Source organism: Bacillus sp. SRB_8 (genome assembly GCF_003264205.1).
In the GTDB taxonomy this organism is placed as follows: domain Bacteria; phylum Bacillota; class Bacilli; order Bacillales; family Bacillaceae_G; genus Bacillus_A; species Bacillus_A mycoides.
Map to the genome: position 1 here is coordinate 462,168 of NZ_NADT01000026.1, position 18,030 is coordinate 480,197.

Sequence of the window (18,030 nt, forward strand, 5' to 3'; positions counted from 1 at the left end):
AAAAATCACTATACTCTCATGTTTTTTTAATCGATGAGAGTATAGTGATTTTGAAATTTCTTCGCTTATTTAATTGAAATGCGCTGTTACTATTTGATTTCAATTGCTGAAGTTATGTCGTTCCAATCTGCTGCTAAATTAGCAGTTTGACCATACCAATCAGAGTGTCTAAAGGAGACACCTTTTCCATATCCTTGAGTTGAAGAATGTTCCCATAGCGTTGTTGAATAACTTGCAGAAGGTGAAGCTGTACTTACAGAAGAAATTCTGTCGTTCCAGCTAGAAGGTAGGTTTTTAAAGCCACTGCTCCAATAAATATACTGTCCACCTTTATTTTGATGCTCATAAAAATCGGTACTACCAGCACCACTACCTAAAGGGTTAATTTGATTTTTAAGTACCTTTTTATCCTTTTCAATAAAAGCATTCAATGTTTCTCTGCTAGTAAAGCCATAAGCTAACCAATCTCCATTTTCATTTTGCTTAGGTAGTACCATAGTAATTTGGATGTCTTTTTTTGATTGATCGCTTAATTTTGTGAATGAATTAACATTCTTTTCATCAACTTTTAAATAGTCAAATGATTTAATTGTATTATCTTTTTCTGCAGCACTTACTACTCCTAATCCTCCAGTTAATGCAAAACCTGCTACTAATGTCCCTGCTACTAATTTCTTCAACATATAACCATCCCTTTTTGTTTAGATTTTTGTACAGGTAAAACTTGTACATGTAAAATGTATTCCAATTTCACATTTTTGTAAATATTCTGAAGTTTTAGAAATAATAGGCGGAATATTTACAGTTTTGCATTTATTCTTTAGAAAAAATAGCTATTGGAATGATATAATAAATAGATATATTGCTTTTGTTGGATGTTAAAATGTTTTAGGAGAGATATCATTGAAATATTTTACAAGAGATTGGTATAAAGAAATGCAACTTTCAGGATTTGTACATTTCATAGAATCAATAGAAAAATGTAAAGAAATAGATCCCGATTATTTACAAAGTTTGAAAGATGAAGTAGAAGAAAGGAAAGAAGATTTATTAAATTATCTTCCTGAAACGCTACATTCATACTTTTATAACAACACTATTGATTCAGAATATCCCCCTAATGAATTAAAGAAACTTTTGTTAGAGTGGACAGCAGATTATGAAAAAAAGAATGACACAATTAGATCAATCATACTTAGAATATTTTAATTCCATTAAGAAAAAACTTCCGTCAAACGTTGTTCAATTACATGAATTCTCACTGCATGATAGTGTGATTAAAGTAGTAAAGTGTAAGTCAGAATATACTTTGTCTATCGTATTAGATTGCACTGGTACTTTTAGGGATTTCAATAAACTTCAAGTTTCTTTTACAGGAGTGACCAAATGTTCTATACCTGAAAATTTTGAAGGTGCTTGGTGGCTATACCATGAAATAGAGCTTACTGAAGACGGTTTCGAACTGGGTGTTTTATTTGACTGTCCATTTAGAGAAGTGACGATTTGTGCAACGAATTTATTACTTGAAAAGAAATAATATCATGCCTTTAAATTACAAATGTTTGACATGATGAAAAAATGAAGATATTGTAGATACATGAAGTCTGCAATAGGGGCCGTATTATGAAATATTCTAAAGCTACAAATTACGCTCTTCACACAATGCTTTTTCTGGCAGAGGCTACGCCAAATAAGTTAGTTAGTGTTCATCAGTTAGCGGAAATGCAGAAAGTTTCACCAACATACTTGTCTAAAATACTAACTAAATTGACGAAGGAAGGCATGATTCATTCATCATCAGGACCTAAAGGTGGTTATTCACTTAGCAGTAATTGGGAAGATATCTCTTTTTTAGATATTATACATGCTATTGAAGGAAAAACATCATTGTTTGAATGCTGTTTACATCAGGAACCTGGATGTTTAATTAATGAAGTAATGCTTGCGGCAGAGGAAAAAATGGAAGAAGAGTTACGAAATCAAAAAATCGTAGATCTTGCGAAAAAAATAAATGTGGATTTTTAATCCGCTTTTATTTTTAAATTAATTAAGGATAAAAAGACTCTTTAATATCTATAATTATAGTTAAATGAGTTAAGCTTATTCATGGAGGATGTTTATTTATGAAATGTATTGACTGTGCAGTAATAGGTGCAGGTCCAGCAGGGCTTAATGCAGGTTTAGTTTTAGGGAGAGCTCGTAAACAAATAGCGTTATTTGATAATAAAACGAATAGGAATCGTGTAACGCAAAAGTCTCATGGATTTATTACACGTGACGGGATTAAACCAGAAGAGTTTAAGGAATTAGGGTTAAATGATTTGAAGAAGTATCCATCGATTCATTATTATGAAAAAACAGTTTTAACGATAACGAAGCAATCGACTGGTTTATTTGAGATTATGACATTAGATCATAAAAAATATTTGGCGGAAAGAGTTTTATTAGCAACAGGTATACAGGAAGAATTTCCATCCATCTCTAAAGTACGGGAATTCTATGGAAAAAGTTTATTTAGTTGTCCGTATTGTGATGGATGGGAATTAAAAGACCAACCTCTTATTATTATTTCTGAAAACGAAGATTATACGTTGCATATGACAAAATTAGTTTATAACTGGTCTACGGATTTAGTAATCGCAACAAATGGTAATGAGTTAAGTAAGCCTTTCATGGATGAACTGTGTAATAAAAATATAAGAGTTATTACAGAGCCTATTCGTTCACTACAAGGTGAAGAGGGTTATTTAAAGCGAGTAGAGTTTCATTCAGGTTTGCACATTGAAAGAGCCGGTGGATTTATAGTACCTACTTTTTTTAGGCCAAATCAATTTTTAGAACAACTTGGTTGTGAACTGCAAAGTAATGAAACTTTTGTAATAGATGATTTTGGTCGTACTTCAGAAAAAAATATTTACGTAGCAGGAGAAACAACGACTCAAGGTCCATCGTCGTTAATTATTGCTGCATCACAGGGAAATAAAGCGGCGATTGCTATTAATAGTGATATTACAGATGAGCGGTTCTAACTAGCATTTAGAAGGAGGAGAAGATGATGAATAACATGTGGGATGATCGATTTAAATCGGATGAATATTATTATGGGGAAGAACCTAATACGTTTATTCAAGAACAAGCATTTCGTTTAGCAAATTATAATAAAGTAATAGCTTTCGCAGAGGGAGAAGGTAGAAATGCTGTTTTTCTAGCAAGAAAAGGCCACGAAGTGACTGCTATTGACTACTCTGAGAGTGGATTAGAAAAAACAAAAAAGTTAGCCGAGAAGTATGACGTAAACGTGCATACAAAAAAGGTCGATTTATTAACTGATAGTTTGCCAGATAATGAATTCGATGCGGCAATTATGGTATTTGGACATTTTCATGCTGACAATCAAAAAATGGTATTGAATAAAATGATTTATACGATTAGGCCTGGTGGATTAATAATGTTTGAAGTTTATTCGAAAAAACAATTAAATTATGGTACTGGTGGGCCAAAAGATATTGATATGCTGTATGATCCAATTGATATTCTTACTTGGTGTGAAGGGCATGAGGTTATTCATTTCTTTAATGGAGAACAAGAGCGAATTGAAGGGAAAGGACATACTGGCTTAGCTCATGTTATTCAAGTTGTTATTAGAAAATCAATATAAATGTTATTGGAAGTTGAATACTTGAATGTAAAAAGACCAGTCATTTAAGACTGGTCTTTTTATTTAGATACTAGATTATCAAGCTTCCAATATGTATTTGTTAATGGAGCAACTTTACTATCAATATACAAATACATGTTATTTAAGTCTTTAGGAGAAGTTTTCATTTCAAATACAACGTCAGTAGTTAAAGAGAATTCGTGTGGAACATTTTTATAGTGCTCGTCACCTATCGGATGAGCTTCACCTTCATATTTCTGACCAGTTTTTTCATCTTGTATGAAATATTTTATTTCCGAAAGATCAATAGTTTGTCCATCGTCTCGAACATTATTAATCATAACACGAGTTGTTAGGCGCCACTCTTTGTCTATTTTTTCAAATTTTGCATTTTCAACTGTTGCTCTATAGTATTCATTTTTAACAATTTCCCCATAATGCATTGCGTTTTTTTCAAAAGTGCTTTTTTCTTTTTTGAGTGTAGAATTACCGTTACATCCTGCCATGATTCCTGTAAATATTAATGCTGTACAAGTTACTTTAATTATAGATTTCATAGTAATCCCTTTCTGTATTAAAAAGTAAAACATAGGAATAATTTTACATCAATAGGAAGGTAAATGGAAGTATGTTTGTGGAATATGCAAATATACATTTATTTCGTTTTCAAGTTAATGGGATAGAAATAGGGAGAAAAACTGTATAAAGCTGAATAAATAAGAATTGAAAATATTGTAATACAGAAAAAGCATGCATATAATTAAAATAAAGATTAAATTTCTGAATCTTCAATAATGGTGGTGATAACATGTTCACTGAAGAGCGTAGAGAGAAAATTTTAGAGTTACTTAAGAGAGATGGAAGAGTAATCGCAAAGGATCTTGCGGAAAGTTTTGATATGTCTATTGATTCTATAAGAAGAGATTTGTCTATTATGGAGAAGGATGGTTTATTAAAAAGAACGCACGGAGGTGCAGTTGAACTTACGCGAGTGAGAAACTTAGCTGCCGAACCATCGAAACGTTATCGTGATAGTTCAATAGATGAAGATGCGATTGCGAAAGTTGCTGTATCCTACATACAAGAAGGAGATTCCGTTTTTATTGGAGGGGCTTCCATTCATTATGCCATGTTAAAGTATTTACCTGAAACATCATTTACAGTTATTACGAATGCTTTAGAAATTGCTAGTAAGTTACGGGAATATAAGAACATTGATACGTACTTAATTGGTGGAAAAGTGAAACCATCAGGAAATATGACAGATACACTGGCCTCTGAATTGATAAGTAGATTCTCTATTGATCTTTATTTCTCTACAGGTGGCGGTATTTCATTGAATGGTATAAGTACTGCGACACCGGAAGTTGCTTATTTTGGAAAAACAGTAAGTAAAATTGCTAGAAGAAATATTTGTTTAGCTCCTCATACTAAACTTGGAATAGACTGCTTTATAAAAGGAGAGTCACTGATAGAAATTGACCTTATAATAACAGATGAAGGGGCTAGTAAAGAAACGATTCAACAATTTGAGAAACAAGGTAAAGAAATTGTAATAGCGTCAATAGACCTCATTTAAAAGGAGTTTGAAATGATTATAAAAGGACAAGAGTTTCATATAAATGGATTAACTTATACAGTTCGTTCTGCAGTTCAAACGGATGCTGAGCAGTTATCGGAAATTAGAGTTCAGATCGATGGAGAAACTGAGAATATGGATAGAGAAGCTGGAGAGGGATTTATAGATAAGATAGGGTTTCAAAAAATAATAAAAACAGATAGTGAAGAGATGAAGAATCTCTTTTTAGTTGCAGAAGTGCACAACCGAATCGTAGGATTTTCGAGATGTGAAGGATCAAATTTGAAGAGATTATCCCATAAAGTAGAGTTTGGTGTTTGTATTTTAAGAGAGTTTTGGGGATATGGAATGGGTAAGAGTCTATTGCAACAATCTATTCAGTGGGCTGATGAAAATGAAGTGAAAAAGATATCATTGCAAGTGTTAGAGAAAAATGAAAAAGCCATCCAACTTTATAAAAAATTAGGTTTGGAGGTAGAAGGTATTCTAAAAAATGATAAAAAACTGTCGGATGGTAAGTATTATAATACGGTAGTAATGGGAAGGTTTACTGATACTTTTCATAAAAGAGGTGAAGAAGTATGTTTTACAGAAGGAAATACTATGTAGTAAAAAATGAATTCATAGAAATATTTAATGATCATTTCAATGATACTAATTTACCTAATCAAATAAAATATGGTTCTCGTTTAATAGGACGCTGGATGAAAGATAATAATGATGGTACGACTGAAGTATTTGCAATATGGGAATATGATAGTTATGAACAGTATAAAGAAATTGAATCAAAAATTAGAAGCGACAAGATACATGTTAAAAGAATACATGATTGGTATGAAAAACATGGCGGGAAAGAATATGTTTTACAGGAGTACATATTAGAGTTAAAAAATGAAGAGTTAGTATGTACTGTAAAGTGATAGAGAGGTGAGGAATAATGGGAATTAAAACAAAATTATATTTTAGTTTAGCATCCACCATTTTATTTGCAATAGCGGTGATAGTTTTCTTTATAAACGGCAATCCACAAAAGTGGTTTTGGTTAAGTATTTTCTTTGCGTCCATTATACAAAATATAGTTCTACTAAAAAAGAATAAAGAAGGTCATTAAAATATTCAAATTATTAACATATTTGTGTCATCTTTCTAGTTGTATTGAAAACGCTTTTATTCAGTTTTATAATAAAAGTATGTTTTATAAATCTCCAAAACAATTAATAGGGGAGATGATACAATGTTAGCTTCACCGTTTTACTTACATACATGGAAAAAGTTTGTTGATGAAGGAGTCCTTGATTCGAACCGTATAAACGAAAGAATTTCAGAGTCATGGCATCGATGTAAACAAGCAAATGTGAATCCTCATATGAATAAAGGTCAGAAAATTTTGTCTTCTGATATTTTTCAGGATCAAAAGAAAAAGAGTGAAATCTTCCTTGATATAGCAATACCTCAAATACAAAATATGAGAAAAACCATTGATGAACTGCAAATGATGGCATTATTAATTGATCCAGATGGTTACGTTCTATCATTAAGTGGAAATCAGCAAACGTTGAAACGAGCGAAACATATTAATTTTATTGAAGGTGTAAAATGGACGGAAGCAGCTGTTGGTACAAATGCGATAGGAACAGCGTTACAGATTGAAGAGGCTATTATGATAAGCGGTACAGAGCATTATTCTGTCGCATCTCATAGCTGGAGCTGTGCGGCCTCTCCGATTCATAATGATGATGGGAAATTAATTGGTGTTCTAGATTTCTCCTGTCCAATTGAGTTTTCACATCCATATATGCTCGGAATGGTAACTTCGATCGCGCATGCGATTGAACGTGAATGTAGTATTCGAGTACATCAAAATGAACTGCATTTAATCCATCGTTTTTTAGATGTAATTGACAGTGAAGAACAAGTTGTTATTTGTAACCATCGTGATGTTATCGTTTCTGCGAGCAAGAGGGTTCGTGAACGAGTATGTAATTGGTCACGAATGAAACTTGAAGATTTAATGCACAATGGATTGAAACCTAAATTAGAGGTACCGGTATATAGTAATGATAGAATGATTGGGAAATGTATTTACTTAAAGGAAAATAAACAAGAAAATTTATTTTCTCCTTATCCGTTTATAAACGGAATTACTTTCCCTGGAGTTATTGGGACAAGCAGCGTATTTCAACATACTTTAGAAGAAATTAAGCTTGTTTCACCAACTGACGCTAGTGTATATGTATGTGGTGAAACAGGTGTAGGGAAAGAATATGTAGCGAGAGCGATTCATGAAAATAGTCCAAGAAAAAACGGTCCTTTTATAGCTGTTAACTGCGGTTCATTACCGAAAGAATTAATGGAAAGTGAATTATTCGGTTATGCTGAAGGTGCATTTACAGGTGCGCGGCGCCAAGGATATAAAGGGAAATTCGAACAAGCAGACGGAGGAACAATATTTTTAGATGAAATTGGTGAAGTGCCGCCAGAGATGCAAGTGGCATTATTGCGTGTTTTGCAAGAACGAACAGTAACCCCAATTGGTAGTTCAAAAGAGGTACCAGTAAATATTCGTATTATTACTGCGACACATAAAGATTTACTACGATTAGTAGAAGAAGGGAAATTCCGTCAAGATTTATATTATCGTTTACATGTGTATCCGCTATATGTTCCGTCGTTAATAGAAAGAAAAGAGGATATTCCGTACTTCATACAACATTTTTGTGAACGAAAGGATTGGAATGTTGTATTTCCAAAGAGTATTTGTAATCAGTTTTCACAGCATACATGGCCCGGAAATATTCGAGAATTATTAAATGTATTAGAACGCATATACATTTTGTCGCAAGGACGGGAAATATGCGAAAAACAAATCTCTTTTTTATTACAAACAATGATGGGAAATCAACATCAACTTGAATTGCAAGCAGAAAATAAAACAGAGCATACATTAAATTTCCGTGAAAAAATACAGCGTGATAGTATGATTGAAGCGCTAGAAAAGACGAATGGAAATGTTTCGTTAGCTGCAAAACTATTAGATGTGCCACGCAGTACATTTTATAAACGTATGCAAAAATTTAGGCTATAAAAGTAGATTTTTGTAATCTACTTTTTCTTTATGGGCTCACGTTCTGTCGGAATGTGCGCTTGCCAGGGAAATAATAGAATAATTAGAAAGAAGATTTCCTGAAGGGGGTTAGCATGTGAAGTATATTGAAATTGGAATCGGGAATAGGTGGTTCATTCGAACGGAAACCGAAAATAAAGATGGAACTGAATTCGAGGAACGAGGAATTATTAAACCTATTTATTTTGAGTCTTTATATGTACGGATTTGGTTTCGGAAAACGTGTTTTATTTTTGATACGAAAGAGGGCTTTAAGAAAGTAAGAAAAAGTAGAGCTGAGTATAAGTTTATTGTTGGAATGGTGAGTAGATTAAAACAATAGAATCAAATAGGGGGTGTTTTTATGATTAGAATTATCACATTCATACTCGCTTTTATTATAATGGGCTATTCTATTTACAGTTGGAATGATGATTCGAAGCAAAGTATGCTCATTTTACAATTACTTTTAGTTTTTATGCTTGCCGGTATGGGGATACAAAACGTTAAGAAGGATGAAAAAGAGAATAAGAATATGGGGCTTTTGCTATTACTTACATCACTTTTTTGTATTATTGTATCGTTAATAAAATATTTTAAATAAACCGTTACTAAGCATATTGAGTAACGGTTTTTTGAGGTTATAATGTGCTATTTATATAACCCCGTCGTATACATTACCGTTAAAGTATGTACAATTTCTTCTAATTCTAGTTCTTTATCATTTTGCACGATTTTCCAAAGAAACGTTTCATTCATAGAGAACCAGCCGCATGCGACAATCTCTTTATTTAACTCAGTTCGTACTAATTCATTTTCCTGGGAATGAGTAATGTCTTGTATAATCCGTGTTACAAAGCGTTCGCGAATCTCATCCCATTTTTGACGTATTTCTTTTGAGGTTCTGATTGCTTCTTCAACAACTTGTAATATAGCTCTTTCTTCTTGTGCTAACTGTAAAAAAGCGCGCACTTGATTCTGAATCATATCTCGTGCTTCGGCCTTTGTTTGAGGGGAAAAAGAGCGATCAGCAATATCATAAAAGCGATTCATAACATCTTCCATCAAAACGACGAGGAGAGCATCTTTGTTTTTAAAATATACATATGCTGTTCCATAACCAGTTTCTGCATGTTTAATAATTTGCGTGATTGTAGTTTTCTGAAATCCGTTTTTTATAAACATAGTATAACCGGAATGTAATAGTTTCTTTTTTGTTTCTAAGGAGCGGTGTTTTCTTGTTGAAAGAGTAGAATTTTTCAAGGAGTCACCTCTTTATACTGAAATATCTGAAAATATAATTGTATTGTAAAAGAAGTTTGTATATAAAGTCAACTGACATAATATCATTGACGTTATATCAATTTAAGTGATATATTTCAATTAGTTAGAATAAAAAGAAAATTAAAAGAAGGTGACACCATGTATAAAGAACCATTTCAACCAACTTATGAGTATGCGCTTGAATGTGATAAACATGATGAACTGAAAGATTTTCAATCTGAATTTTATAAAAAAGAAGGAACAATATATTTAGATGGTAACTCTTTAGGGTTGCTTTCAAAAAGAGCAGAGAAATCGTTACTTACCTTGCTAGATTCATGGAAAGAGTTTGGGATTGATGGATGGACTGAAGGTGAGCATCCATGGTTTTTCCTTTCGGAGAAATTGGGTGAATTGACAGCACCTCTTATTGGATCTTTACCGGAAGAAACGATTGTAACCGGTTCCACGACTGCGAATATACATCAAGTTATTGCGACGTTTTATGAGCCGAAAGGAATACGAACAAAAATTCTTGCGGATGAATTAACTTTTCCGTCAGATATTTATGCGCTTCAGAGTCAAATTCGTTTAAAAGGCTTAGATCCAGATGAACATTTAGTACGAGTGAAAAGCCGAGATGGAAGAACACTTTCTGAAGATGATATTATTCATGCGATGACCGATGATATCGCTTTAATATTATTGCCTTCTGTACTATATAGAAGTGGACAAATTCTTGATATGAAGCGATTAACAGCTGAAGCTCATAAACGTGGTATTCATATCGGTTTTGATTTATGTCATTCAATCGGCTCCATTCCGCATCATTTTAAAGAGTGGGATGTAGATTTCGCTGTATGGTGTAATTATAAATATTTAAATGCAGGTCCTGGTGGTGTTGCAGGCCTTTATGTAAATAATAAACACTTTAATAGACTCCCAGGATTATCTGGTTGGTTTAGTTCTAGAAAAGATAAGCAATTTGATATGGAGCATTCATTAACTGCGGCTGACCATGCTGGAGCTTATCAAATAGGGACACCTCACGTATTAAGTACTGCACCATTAATCGGTTCTCTTGAAATTTTTAAAGAAGCTGGTATTGAGAAGTTACGTGAAAAATCATTACATATTACGAGATATATGCTTGATTTAATTGAACATGAATTAAAAGGCTTTGAATTTACAATTGGAAATCCATTAGAGGATGAAAAACGAGGCGGGCATATTTATTTAGAACATGCTGAGGCGGCGCGTATTTGTAAAGCGTTAAAAGCAAATGGGGTTATTCCAGACTTTAGAGCTCCAAATGGAGTTAGACTTGCGCCTGTTGCTTTATACAATACGTATGAGGAAGTATGGAACTCTGTACAAATCTTAAAGAAAATTATGAAAAATGAAGAATATAAAAACTTTGAAAATAAGCGAGAGGTTGTGGCGTAAGCATGAAAACATCGCAGTGGATTGATATTTCACAACCACTAAATAATGATATCGCGACATGGCCAGGGGATACACCGTTCTCGTATGAAGTTTCATGGTCAAAAGAAAACAGTGGTTCAGTAAATGTCGGAAAGTTAACGATGAGTATCCATACAGGTACTCATATTGATGCACCTTTTCATTTTGATAATGACGGTAAGAAGGTGTTGGATTTAGATATTCAAGTTTATGTTGGCCCAGCGCGAATCATTGACGTTTCTAATCTTGAAAGCATCGGGAAAAAGGAATTAGAAAACTTTCATTTAGAAGGTGTAGAACGATTGTTATTACGTACATCTTCACATGGTAAAGCAAATGAATTCCCAGATGTAATCTCGCATTTACGCGCAGATATTGCAGCCTTTCTTTCTGAAAAGGGAATTCGTTTAATCGGGGTGGACGTACCATCTGTTGATCCTTTAGATGATAAAGAACTAGCAGCACATCATCAATTATTTAAACATGGAATTCACATTTTAGAAAATGTCGTACTCGATCACGTAGTCGACGGCGATTACGAACTTATTGCATTACCACTTGCATTAACAGATGCGGATGGGAGTCCAGTTCGAGCTGTTATTAGACCAATATAAGTAGAAATGAACACAAAGGGGCGTTTGGCTAATATGAAAGAAAATGAAAAGGTAATTATGGAAAAAGGGATTCATACGGATTTTAAGGAGAATATGACGTACGGAGAGTATTTACAGCTAGATAGCTTATTATCTAGTCAACAAAGATTATCAGATCATCATGATGAAATGTTATTTATCGTTATCCACCAAGCGAGTGAGCTTTGGATGAAACTAATTTTACATGAATTGAATGCTGCAATTGAATCTATTAAACAAGATAAATTACCACCAGCTTTTAAAATGTTAGCACGTGTATCAAAAATTCAGTCGCAAATTATTCAATCTTGGGATATTCTTGCGACATTAACGCCATCAGAATATATTGAGTTTCGTGATTCACTTGGTCAGGCTTCAGGTTTTCAATCGTATCAATATCGAATGATTGAATATGCACTTGGTTATAAAACACCACATGCATTAAAGATTTATGAAAAGGACCCAGAATTACATGCTCGTCTTCATAAAGCATTTCATGCACCAAGTTTGTATGATGTGGCGATACAAGCGCTTGTTAAAGAAGGATTCCCAATTCATAAAGATGTGTTAAATCGTGATATTACGCAGCCTTACGAAGAGGATGCAACTGTAGAAGCGGCTTGGATAGAAGTATATGCGGACGTGCAGAAATATTGGGATTTATATCAGCTTGCAGAGAAATTAATCGATATTGAAGACTGGCTACAACAATGGCGTTTCCGTCATATGAAAACGGTAGAACGAATTATTGGTCATAAAATGGGAACAGGTGGTTCTTCTGGCGTATCTTATTTAAAGCGAGTGCTTGATCAATGCTTCTTCCCAGAGCTTTGGAACGTTCGAACGAAATTATAAAAATAAACTTGTCAGCTATTAAATGCTGGCAAGTTTATTTTTTGTTTTAATAACAAATATGATTTAATAGAGAGAACGAGATGAACTACAAATATTACATAACCATTTAGATGGAGGAAGATTTCTTGAATTTCGAGCAATTACAAAATAAATTTGAAAAGAAAAAGGTTAATACATTTCTTGTTTATCAAAAGGGGGAATTAACGACTGAGTACTATAAAACGATAGACTGTGCAAATGAATTATTTAAAATTAATTCGATTACAAAAAGTATCGTATCTATATTAATTGGTATCGCAATTGATAAAGGATTTATAAATAATATACATACACCAATCACAAAATGGATTCCAAATGTGCCGGAGGAAAAGAGGGAATTAACGCTGTATCATTTATTAACGATGACAACAGGAGAAAATTGGAAAGAGTTCGGAAATGGGGTTGTTTTCCCGAATGACTTTGTGGAATCAGACAATTGGGTGCAATACATTTTAGAAAAGCCGTTCATTGAAGAAATAGGTACGAAAATGAATTATAATTCAGGTTCTTCTCATTTACTTAGTTACATCATTCAAGAAGCAACTGGAATGTCGACGGAGCAGTTCGCGAAAAAGTATTTATTTGAGCCGTTAAACATTACGGAGTATGAGTGGCAACAAGACCCGCAAGGTATATATGTTGGCGGATTTGGTATGAAAATGAAATCTATAGATTTATTAAAATTAGGAAAAGTATGTATGCACAATGGATATTGGAAGGGTAATGAAATCGTATCATCGAAATGGTTAGAAGAATCAGGTGAGGCTCTATTTGAAACGTATGAACATGTCGGGGCATATGGATATCACTGGTGGGTATTAAATAACGAAAGATTTCACATACCGTATTGTATGTATTTTGCTATGGGATACGGAGGGCAATACATTATTATCATTCCGCAGTTAGAGCTCGTAGCTGTAATTAGTAGTCACATGCCAAAACGTGGTCTCGTACCATTAAAGTTATTTATAGAACATATAAAAGAGAATTCCAATCATAAATAAGTAGAGAAATGAGGTGTTTTATGAGAAGTGCAAAAATGATAGCGATTTATAGACTGTTATTAAGTCTTCTAGCGTTTAGTGCACTTATTACTCAATTTGTTACAAGGGCACAAGTGAAACCGTTCAATCCAGTTAACTTTTTTAGTTTCTTCACAATTGAAAGTAATATTTTAGTTGCGGTAATTCTACTATTTAGTAGTTTGGGGACAGCCCTATTTGGACGTTCCGAGCAGTTTGGAGTTCTTCGCGGTGCAGCTACAGTATACATACTGACAACAGGACTTATTTATTTTTTGTTATTAAGGGGATTAGAAGAGACACTTCAAACACCGATACCGTGGGTAAATACTGTGCTTCATTACATCATGCCGTTAGCGATGATTTTAGATTGGGTTATAAATCCACCTACGAAGACCATTACATGGAAACAGGCTGCGAGTTGGCTTGTTTTCCCGCTTTTATATGTTGTCTATAGCTTAATACGCGGGCCATTCGTGAATTGGTACCCATATCCGTTTTTAGATCCGAGAATAGGTGGATATGGGAGAGTATTTTTATATAGTATAGGGATATCCGTTGTTATTGGAGCTATTTGCGGATTAGTAAAAATGTTAGGGAATCGATCTTTGCATATAAAAAATAATCCTCCTTATTAAGGAAGAAGTACATAAAGAAACCTCTGTCTGTATGTAAAGACGGAGGTTTTTTTGTTTTACCGACTTGTCTTCTGAAAGGACATCTTTAAAAATTCCTCTGTTTTCGTATCAAACTCTACATCCACAAAAACACCATACTCTTTTCCACCCTCACGTAGCCATAATTTAAACTTTTCAACTGTTATTTGAACAGTTTTTGGTTGTCTACCTATATGAAGGTAATCGATAATCTCAGCTTTCGGATATTGTTCTTTCGTTTTTTCAACGGCTAGTTTACCCCATTTTGCATATGGCGGCTGTGCGTGAACAATAGATGGATCGGTATGTATATTTGAATGTGTTGTTATTAAAAAAAATATAAATGCTGTACGTACGAAGAATCGCTTCATAATAAGCTCCTTTTATTCTTTTTGTATATTGTTTACATATTTCTTCAAGCATATAAGTTTGGATTTTTTTGTCTTCTTTACATAAAAGCGAGGGTTTTACAAAACATAACCATGAAATCATTTCCGTAATTAAGGAGGGAAATACATGCGTCAAAAAGCTGTTTTTAAAATAGCGATTTTGCTTGTCTTTATCGGGCTATCTTTAATGGTAAGTAGTATACAGACCAAAAATGTGGAAGCCTTTTCTAATCAAGTGATTCAAAGAGGGGCATCTGGAGAAGATGTCATTGAACTGCAAACTCGTTTGAAATATAACGGATTTTATACGGGGAAAGTTGATGGTGTTTTCGGATGGGGTACATATTGGGCACTTCGAAACTTTCAGCAAAAATTCGGATTGCCAGTTGATGGTTTAGCGGGTGCTAAAACGAAGCAAATGCTTGTAAAGGCAACGAAGTATGATAAGTCGACCGCTAATAAAGATACTACAACTAATAAAGGGAACAGTGGTGGAGGTAAACAGGAAAATAAGCCGCCAAAAAGTACAGGGACAAATGTTCCAAACGGTTATTCTCAAAATGACATTCAGTTAATGGCAAACGCTGTATACGGAGAATCCCGTGGTGAGCCGTATTTAGGACAAGTTGCAGTAGCTGCGGTTATTTTAAACCGTGTCACAAGTGCATCATTTCCAAATACTGTTTCAGGAGTAATCTTTGAGCCGAGAGCATTTACAGCAGTAGCAGATGGACAAATATATTTAACGCCAAATGAAAATGCGAAAAAAGCCGTATTAGATGCGATCAACGGATGGGACCCAACTGGGAATGCATTATATTATTTCAACCCAGATACTGCGACAAGTAAATGGATTTGGACTCGTCCACAAATTAAAAAAATTGGTAAGCATATTTTCTGTAAATAGAGCGGAGGTGGAAACATGTTACGAGGTATTATCATCGTATTGTTAACAGTAGGTGTAGTCGGAACAGGGTATTGGGGCTATAAAGAGCATCAAGAGAAAAATGCAGTATTAATTCGAGCGGAAAATAGTTATCAGCGTGCGTTTCATGATTTAGCATATGAAGTTGATTTATTACACGATAAAATTGGAACAACACTGGCGATGAATTCACGTTCCTCATTATCGCCAGCTTTAGTAGATGTATGGCGTTTAACATCAGAGGCTCGTTCTGATGTAGGACAATTACCTTTAACATTAATGCCATTTAATAAAACGGAAGAGTTCCTTGCGAATATCGGTGATTTTAGTTATCGTGCAGCGGTTCGTGATTTAGAAAAAGATCCGTTAAATGATCAAGAATATAAAACGTTACAAGGTTTATATTCAAATGCAGCAAATATACAAGATGAACTGAGAAAAGTGCAGCATCTTGTATTGAAAAATAATCTTCGCTGGATGGATGTAGAAATGGCTCTTGCATCAAACCAAGATCCAGCAGATAACACAATTATCGATGGATTAAAGACGGTAGAAAAGAATGTAACATCATACTCGTCCACAAACTTTGGACCGACTTTTACAAGTGCACAAAAGAATAAAAAAGGCGGATTTGAAGCAAAAGGAAAGGCGATTTCGAAAGCGGAAGCGGAAAAAATCGCGAAATCATTTTTAAACTTAAAAGGGAATGAAAAAGTAGAAGTTGAGAAAAGTGGAAAAGGTGCAAAAGAATCATTCTACAGTGTGAAAATTCAAGATCCAGCAACGAACAATGAGTATTATATGGATATTACCGGAAAAGGTGGATATCCAATTTGGGTAATGAACAACCGAGAAATTAAAGAGCAAAAAATCAGTTTAAATGATGCAGGAAGTAAAGGATTAACATTTTTAAAGGATCACAAGTTTACAAATATGGAGCTGTTTGATAGTTCTCAATATGATAATATCGGTGTGTTTACGTACGTTGTAAATGAAAATGGAGTGCGTATTTATCCAGAAGCAATCCAAATGAAAATTGCCTTAGATGATGGGTCGATTGTTGGTTTTTCCGCAAAGGAATATTTAGCATCACATCAAAAACGAACGATTCCGAGTGCGAAGCTAACCGCTGCTGAGGCGAGAAAGAAAATTAACCCCGATGTAAAAGTTATGGAAGAACGTAAAGCTGTAGTAGTAAATGACTTGCATAATGAAGTACTTTGTTATGAATATATTGGTACTTTAGGGAAAGATACGTACCAAATTTTCATTAACGCAAATAGCGGTGCAGAAGAAAAAGTGAAGAAGATGCAAGCTGTTGAGAAAATTTATGATTAAACATCAATGATAAAGTGGTGAAAATAATGAAAATCATTATATATATGTTAATGCTTTGTTTCGTTATTACTGGATGTAGCATTGGAAAAAAAGACAATCCTAATGAAAAGCCAGAACAAAAAAATGTCTCGATGAAAAATGTTACGTATACAAATAAATCAAATAAGCCAAATGAAAAAGCAGCTGATCATCTGGCATCTTTAGCTGCAAGTATACCTGGTGTAAACGATGCGACAGCAGTAGTAGTTGGGAAGTATGCTGTTGTAGGTATTGATGTGAAAGCGAAACTTGATCGAACTCGCGTTGAGTCAATTAAGTATTCTGTTGCAGAGAGTTTGAAGAATGACCCAAACGGTGCAAATGCAGTCGTTGTAGCAGATGTTGATACGTATGAAAGACTAAAACAAATAGGCAAGCAAATTAAAAAAGGTAAAACTGGTGAAGGCATACTTGATGAATTAGCAGCAATTGTTGGCCGAGTAATGCCGCAAGTTCCAAATGATATGATTGAAAATAGAGAAACGAATCCGATTAAAGATAATGATAAACAATTACCAAAAGATGAAGAACAAGAACTACGAAAAGAACAAGAAGATCAGTCAAATAACCATTTGAAAAAATAGTGAAAACCCCGTACTAAATTGTACGGGGTTTTTCTTCAAGATTAAATATTCAGTTTATTTTCAAGGGAATATATGGTTTAATAATGAGGGGAGGGACAGCCGTTATGATGAAAAAAAGCGCACTCATATTAGGTAGTTTATGCATAGGTTTTAGTATGACAGCGTGTGACCAGAAGAAAGAAGTGAAGAAGAAAACAGCTATGTCTTCTACTATAACGGAAAATAAAAAGCAAGAGACCATTAATATAAATCATTTCTCAAATATTAATGAAGGAATGACTTAGTTAGAAGTGAAAGATTTAATCGGTTTTGAAGGGGATTTACTCATAGAAGAAGGGGAAGAACATTCTACACGAATTAAGCAAATTTTTGCTTGGAAAGGAAACGATCCAAAATCATTTGCTAAAATAACATTTTTGGATGGAAAAGTGCATTCTAAAACACAGCAAGGTTTAAGTTAATAACTTGAAGGAATGGGAGAGTT

21 protein-coding genes and 2 pseudogenes are annotated in these 18,030 nt (G+C 33.9%); 19 read left to right on the top strand and 4 right to left on the bottom strand.

Annotation, left to right across the window (positions count from 1 at the left end):
• Positions 1–89 precede the first annotated feature (89 nt).
• The gene (locus tag B5P40_RS24225; RefSeq protein ID WP_002013060.1) at positions 90–683 is read right to left on the bottom strand and encodes a hypothetical protein; all 594 of its coding nucleotides are present in this window, start codon (positions 681–683) and stop codon (positions 90–92) included.
• Positions 684–903: 220 nt separating this feature from the next.
• Here B5P40_RS24225 and B5P40_RS24230 point away from each other — a divergent pair.
• The 4 genes and pseudogenes from B5P40_RS24230 to B5P40_RS24245 all read left to right on the top strand — a co-directional run bounded on the left by B5P40_RS24230 (position 904) and on the right by B5P40_RS24245 (position 3,658).
• Positions 904–1,537, top strand: a pseudogene (locus B5P40_RS24230) (DUF4085 family protein).
• Between the two features lie 86 nt (positions 1,538–1,623).
• Positions 1,624–2,025, top strand: a complete 402-nt coding sequence (locus B5P40_RS24235) for an Rrf2 family transcriptional regulator (protein ID WP_002127709.1) — start codon at positions 1,624–1,626, stop codon at positions 2,023–2,025.
• Between the two features lie 98 nt (positions 2,026–2,123).
• Positions 2,124–3,029 carry an NAD(P)/FAD-dependent oxidoreductase gene (locus tag B5P40_RS24240; protein WP_113710053.1) on the top strand — a complete coding sequence of 302 codons (906 nt, stop codon included), beginning with the start codon at positions 2,124–2,126 and terminating at the stop codon, positions 3,027–3,029.
• A gap of 23 nt (positions 3,030–3,052) precedes the next feature.
• Positions 3,053–3,658: a class I SAM-dependent methyltransferase gene (locus B5P40_RS24245; protein ID WP_175491556.1), complete on the top strand. Its 606-nt coding sequence runs from the start codon at positions 3,053–3,055 to the stop codon at positions 3,656–3,658.
• 59 nt (positions 3,659–3,717) lie between these two features.
• Here the strand turns inward: B5P40_RS24245 and B5P40_RS24250 are convergent, their stop codons facing one another.
• Positions 3,718–4,215 carry a hypothetical protein gene (locus B5P40_RS24250; RefSeq protein ID WP_113710054.1) on the bottom strand — a complete coding sequence of 166 codons (498 nt, stop codon included), beginning with the start codon at positions 4,213–4,215 and terminating at the stop codon, positions 3,718–3,720.
• 251 nt (positions 4,216–4,466) lie between these two features.
• Here B5P40_RS24250 and B5P40_RS24255 point away from each other — a divergent pair, with 251 nt between their 5' ends.
• The 6 genes from B5P40_RS24255 to B5P40_RS24280 all read left to right on the top strand — a co-directional run bounded on the left by B5P40_RS24255 (position 4,467) and on the right by B5P40_RS24280 (position 8,944).
• Positions 4,467–5,237 carry a DeoR/GlpR family DNA-binding transcription regulator gene (locus tag B5P40_RS24255; protein WP_000493634.1) on the top strand — a complete coding sequence of 257 codons (771 nt, stop codon included), beginning with the start codon at positions 4,467–4,469 and terminating at the stop codon, positions 5,235–5,237.
• Between the two features lie 12 nt (positions 5,238–5,249).
• Entirely contained in the window at positions 5,250–5,846 is a 597-nt protein-coding gene (locus B5P40_RS24260; protein ID WP_113710055.1) for a GNAT family N-acetyltransferase, read from the top strand.
• Positions 5,819–6,157 (top strand): NIPSNAP family protein, encoded by a 339-nt coding sequence (locus tag B5P40_RS24265; RefSeq protein WP_002127705.1) that lies wholly within the window; start codon positions 5,819–5,821, stop codon positions 6,155–6,157. The genes B5P40_RS24260 and B5P40_RS24265 overlap by 28 nt, the downstream gene beginning before the upstream one ends.
• A 314-nt stretch (positions 6,158–6,471) precedes the next feature.
• Positions 6,472–8,322, top strand: a complete 1,851-nt coding sequence (locus B5P40_RS24270) for a sigma-54-dependent Fis family transcriptional regulator (protein WP_113710056.1) — start codon at positions 6,472–6,474, stop codon at positions 8,320–8,322.
• Positions 8,323–8,437: 115 nt separating this feature from the next.
• Positions 8,438–8,683 (top strand): DUF3977 family protein, encoded by a 246-nt coding sequence (locus B5P40_RS24275; RefSeq protein ID WP_000873838.1) that lies wholly within the window; start codon positions 8,438–8,440, stop codon positions 8,681–8,683.
• A 21-nt stretch (positions 8,684–8,704) separates the two neighbouring features.
• Entirely contained in the window at positions 8,705–8,944 is a 240-nt protein-coding gene (locus B5P40_RS24280; protein WP_113710057.1) for a DUF3953 domain-containing protein, read from the top strand.
• A gap of 47 nt (positions 8,945–8,991) precedes the next feature.
• Here the strand turns inward: B5P40_RS24280 and B5P40_RS24285 are convergent, their stop codons facing one another.
• Complete coding sequence (locus tag B5P40_RS24285) at positions 8,992–9,603, bottom strand: TetR/AcrR family transcriptional regulator (protein WP_113710058.1); 612 nt, start codon at positions 9,601–9,603, stop codon at positions 8,992–8,994.
• Positions 9,604–9,762: 159 nt separating this feature from the next.
• On the opposite strand from B5P40_RS24285, the gene kynU reads away from it, so the two are divergent.
• From kynU to B5P40_RS24310, 5 genes are all read left to right on the top strand, one after another.
• On the top strand, positions 9,763–11,049 hold the full coding sequence (kynU, locus tag B5P40_RS24290) for a kynureninase (protein WP_002168240.1): 1,287 nt from the start codon (positions 9,763–9,765) through the stop codon (positions 11,047–11,049).
• A gap of 2 nt (positions 11,050–11,051) precedes the next feature.
• Positions 11,052–11,681 carry an arylformamidase gene (gene kynB / locus B5P40_RS24295; RefSeq protein WP_113710059.1) on the top strand — a complete coding sequence of 210 codons (630 nt, stop codon included), beginning with the start codon at positions 11,052–11,054 and terminating at the stop codon, positions 11,679–11,681.
• 33 nt (positions 11,682–11,714) lie between these two features.
• Positions 11,715–12,554 carry a tryptophan 2,3-dioxygenase gene (gene kynA, locus B5P40_RS24300; protein ID WP_078176762.1) on the top strand — a complete coding sequence of 280 codons (840 nt, stop codon included), beginning with the start codon at positions 11,715–11,717 and terminating at the stop codon, positions 12,552–12,554.
• Positions 12,555–12,679: 125 nt separating this feature from the next.
• The gene (locus tag B5P40_RS24305) at positions 12,680–13,597 is read left to right on the top strand and encodes a serine hydrolase domain-containing protein (protein WP_113710060.1); all 918 of its coding nucleotides are present in this window, start codon (positions 12,680–12,682) and stop codon (positions 13,595–13,597) included.
• A gap of 20 nt (positions 13,598–13,617) precedes the next feature.
• Positions 13,618–14,253 carry a Pr6Pr family membrane protein gene (locus tag B5P40_RS24310; protein WP_061674252.1) on the top strand — a complete coding sequence of 212 codons (636 nt, stop codon included), beginning with the start codon at positions 13,618–13,620 and terminating at the stop codon, positions 14,251–14,253.
• Positions 14,254–14,309: 56 nt separating this feature from the next.
• On the opposite strand, the gene B5P40_RS24315 is transcribed toward B5P40_RS24310, so the two are convergent.
• Positions 14,310–14,642 carry a DUF3889 domain-containing protein gene (locus B5P40_RS24315; protein ID WP_113710061.1) on the bottom strand — a complete coding sequence of 111 codons (333 nt, stop codon included), beginning with the start codon at positions 14,640–14,642 and terminating at the stop codon, positions 14,310–14,312.
• Positions 14,643–14,787: 145 nt separating this feature from the next.
• Here B5P40_RS24315 and sleB point away from each other — a divergent pair, with 145 nt between their 5' ends.
• From sleB to B5P40_RS24335, 4 genes and pseudogenes are all read left to right on the top strand, one after another.
• Positions 14,788–15,567, top strand: a complete 780-nt coding sequence (sleB, locus tag B5P40_RS24320) for a spore cortex-lytic enzyme (RefSeq protein WP_002032721.1) — start codon at positions 14,788–14,790, stop codon at positions 15,565–15,567.
• 15 nt (positions 15,568–15,582) lie between these two features.
• Complete coding sequence (gene ypeB / locus B5P40_RS24325) at positions 15,583–16,923, top strand: germination protein YpeB (RefSeq protein ID WP_002032722.1); 1,341 nt, start codon at positions 15,583–15,585, stop codon at positions 16,921–16,923.
• Positions 16,924–16,949: 26 nt separating this feature from the next.
• Entirely contained in the window at positions 16,950–17,546 is a 597-nt protein-coding gene (locus B5P40_RS24330; RefSeq protein ID WP_002085166.1) for a YhcN/YlaJ family sporulation lipoprotein, read from the top strand.
• A 104-nt stretch (positions 17,547–17,650) separates the two neighbouring features.
• Positions 17,651–18,007 (top strand): annotated as a pseudogene (locus B5P40_RS24335) (hypothetical protein).
• Positions 18,008–18,030: the final 23 nt, after the last annotated feature.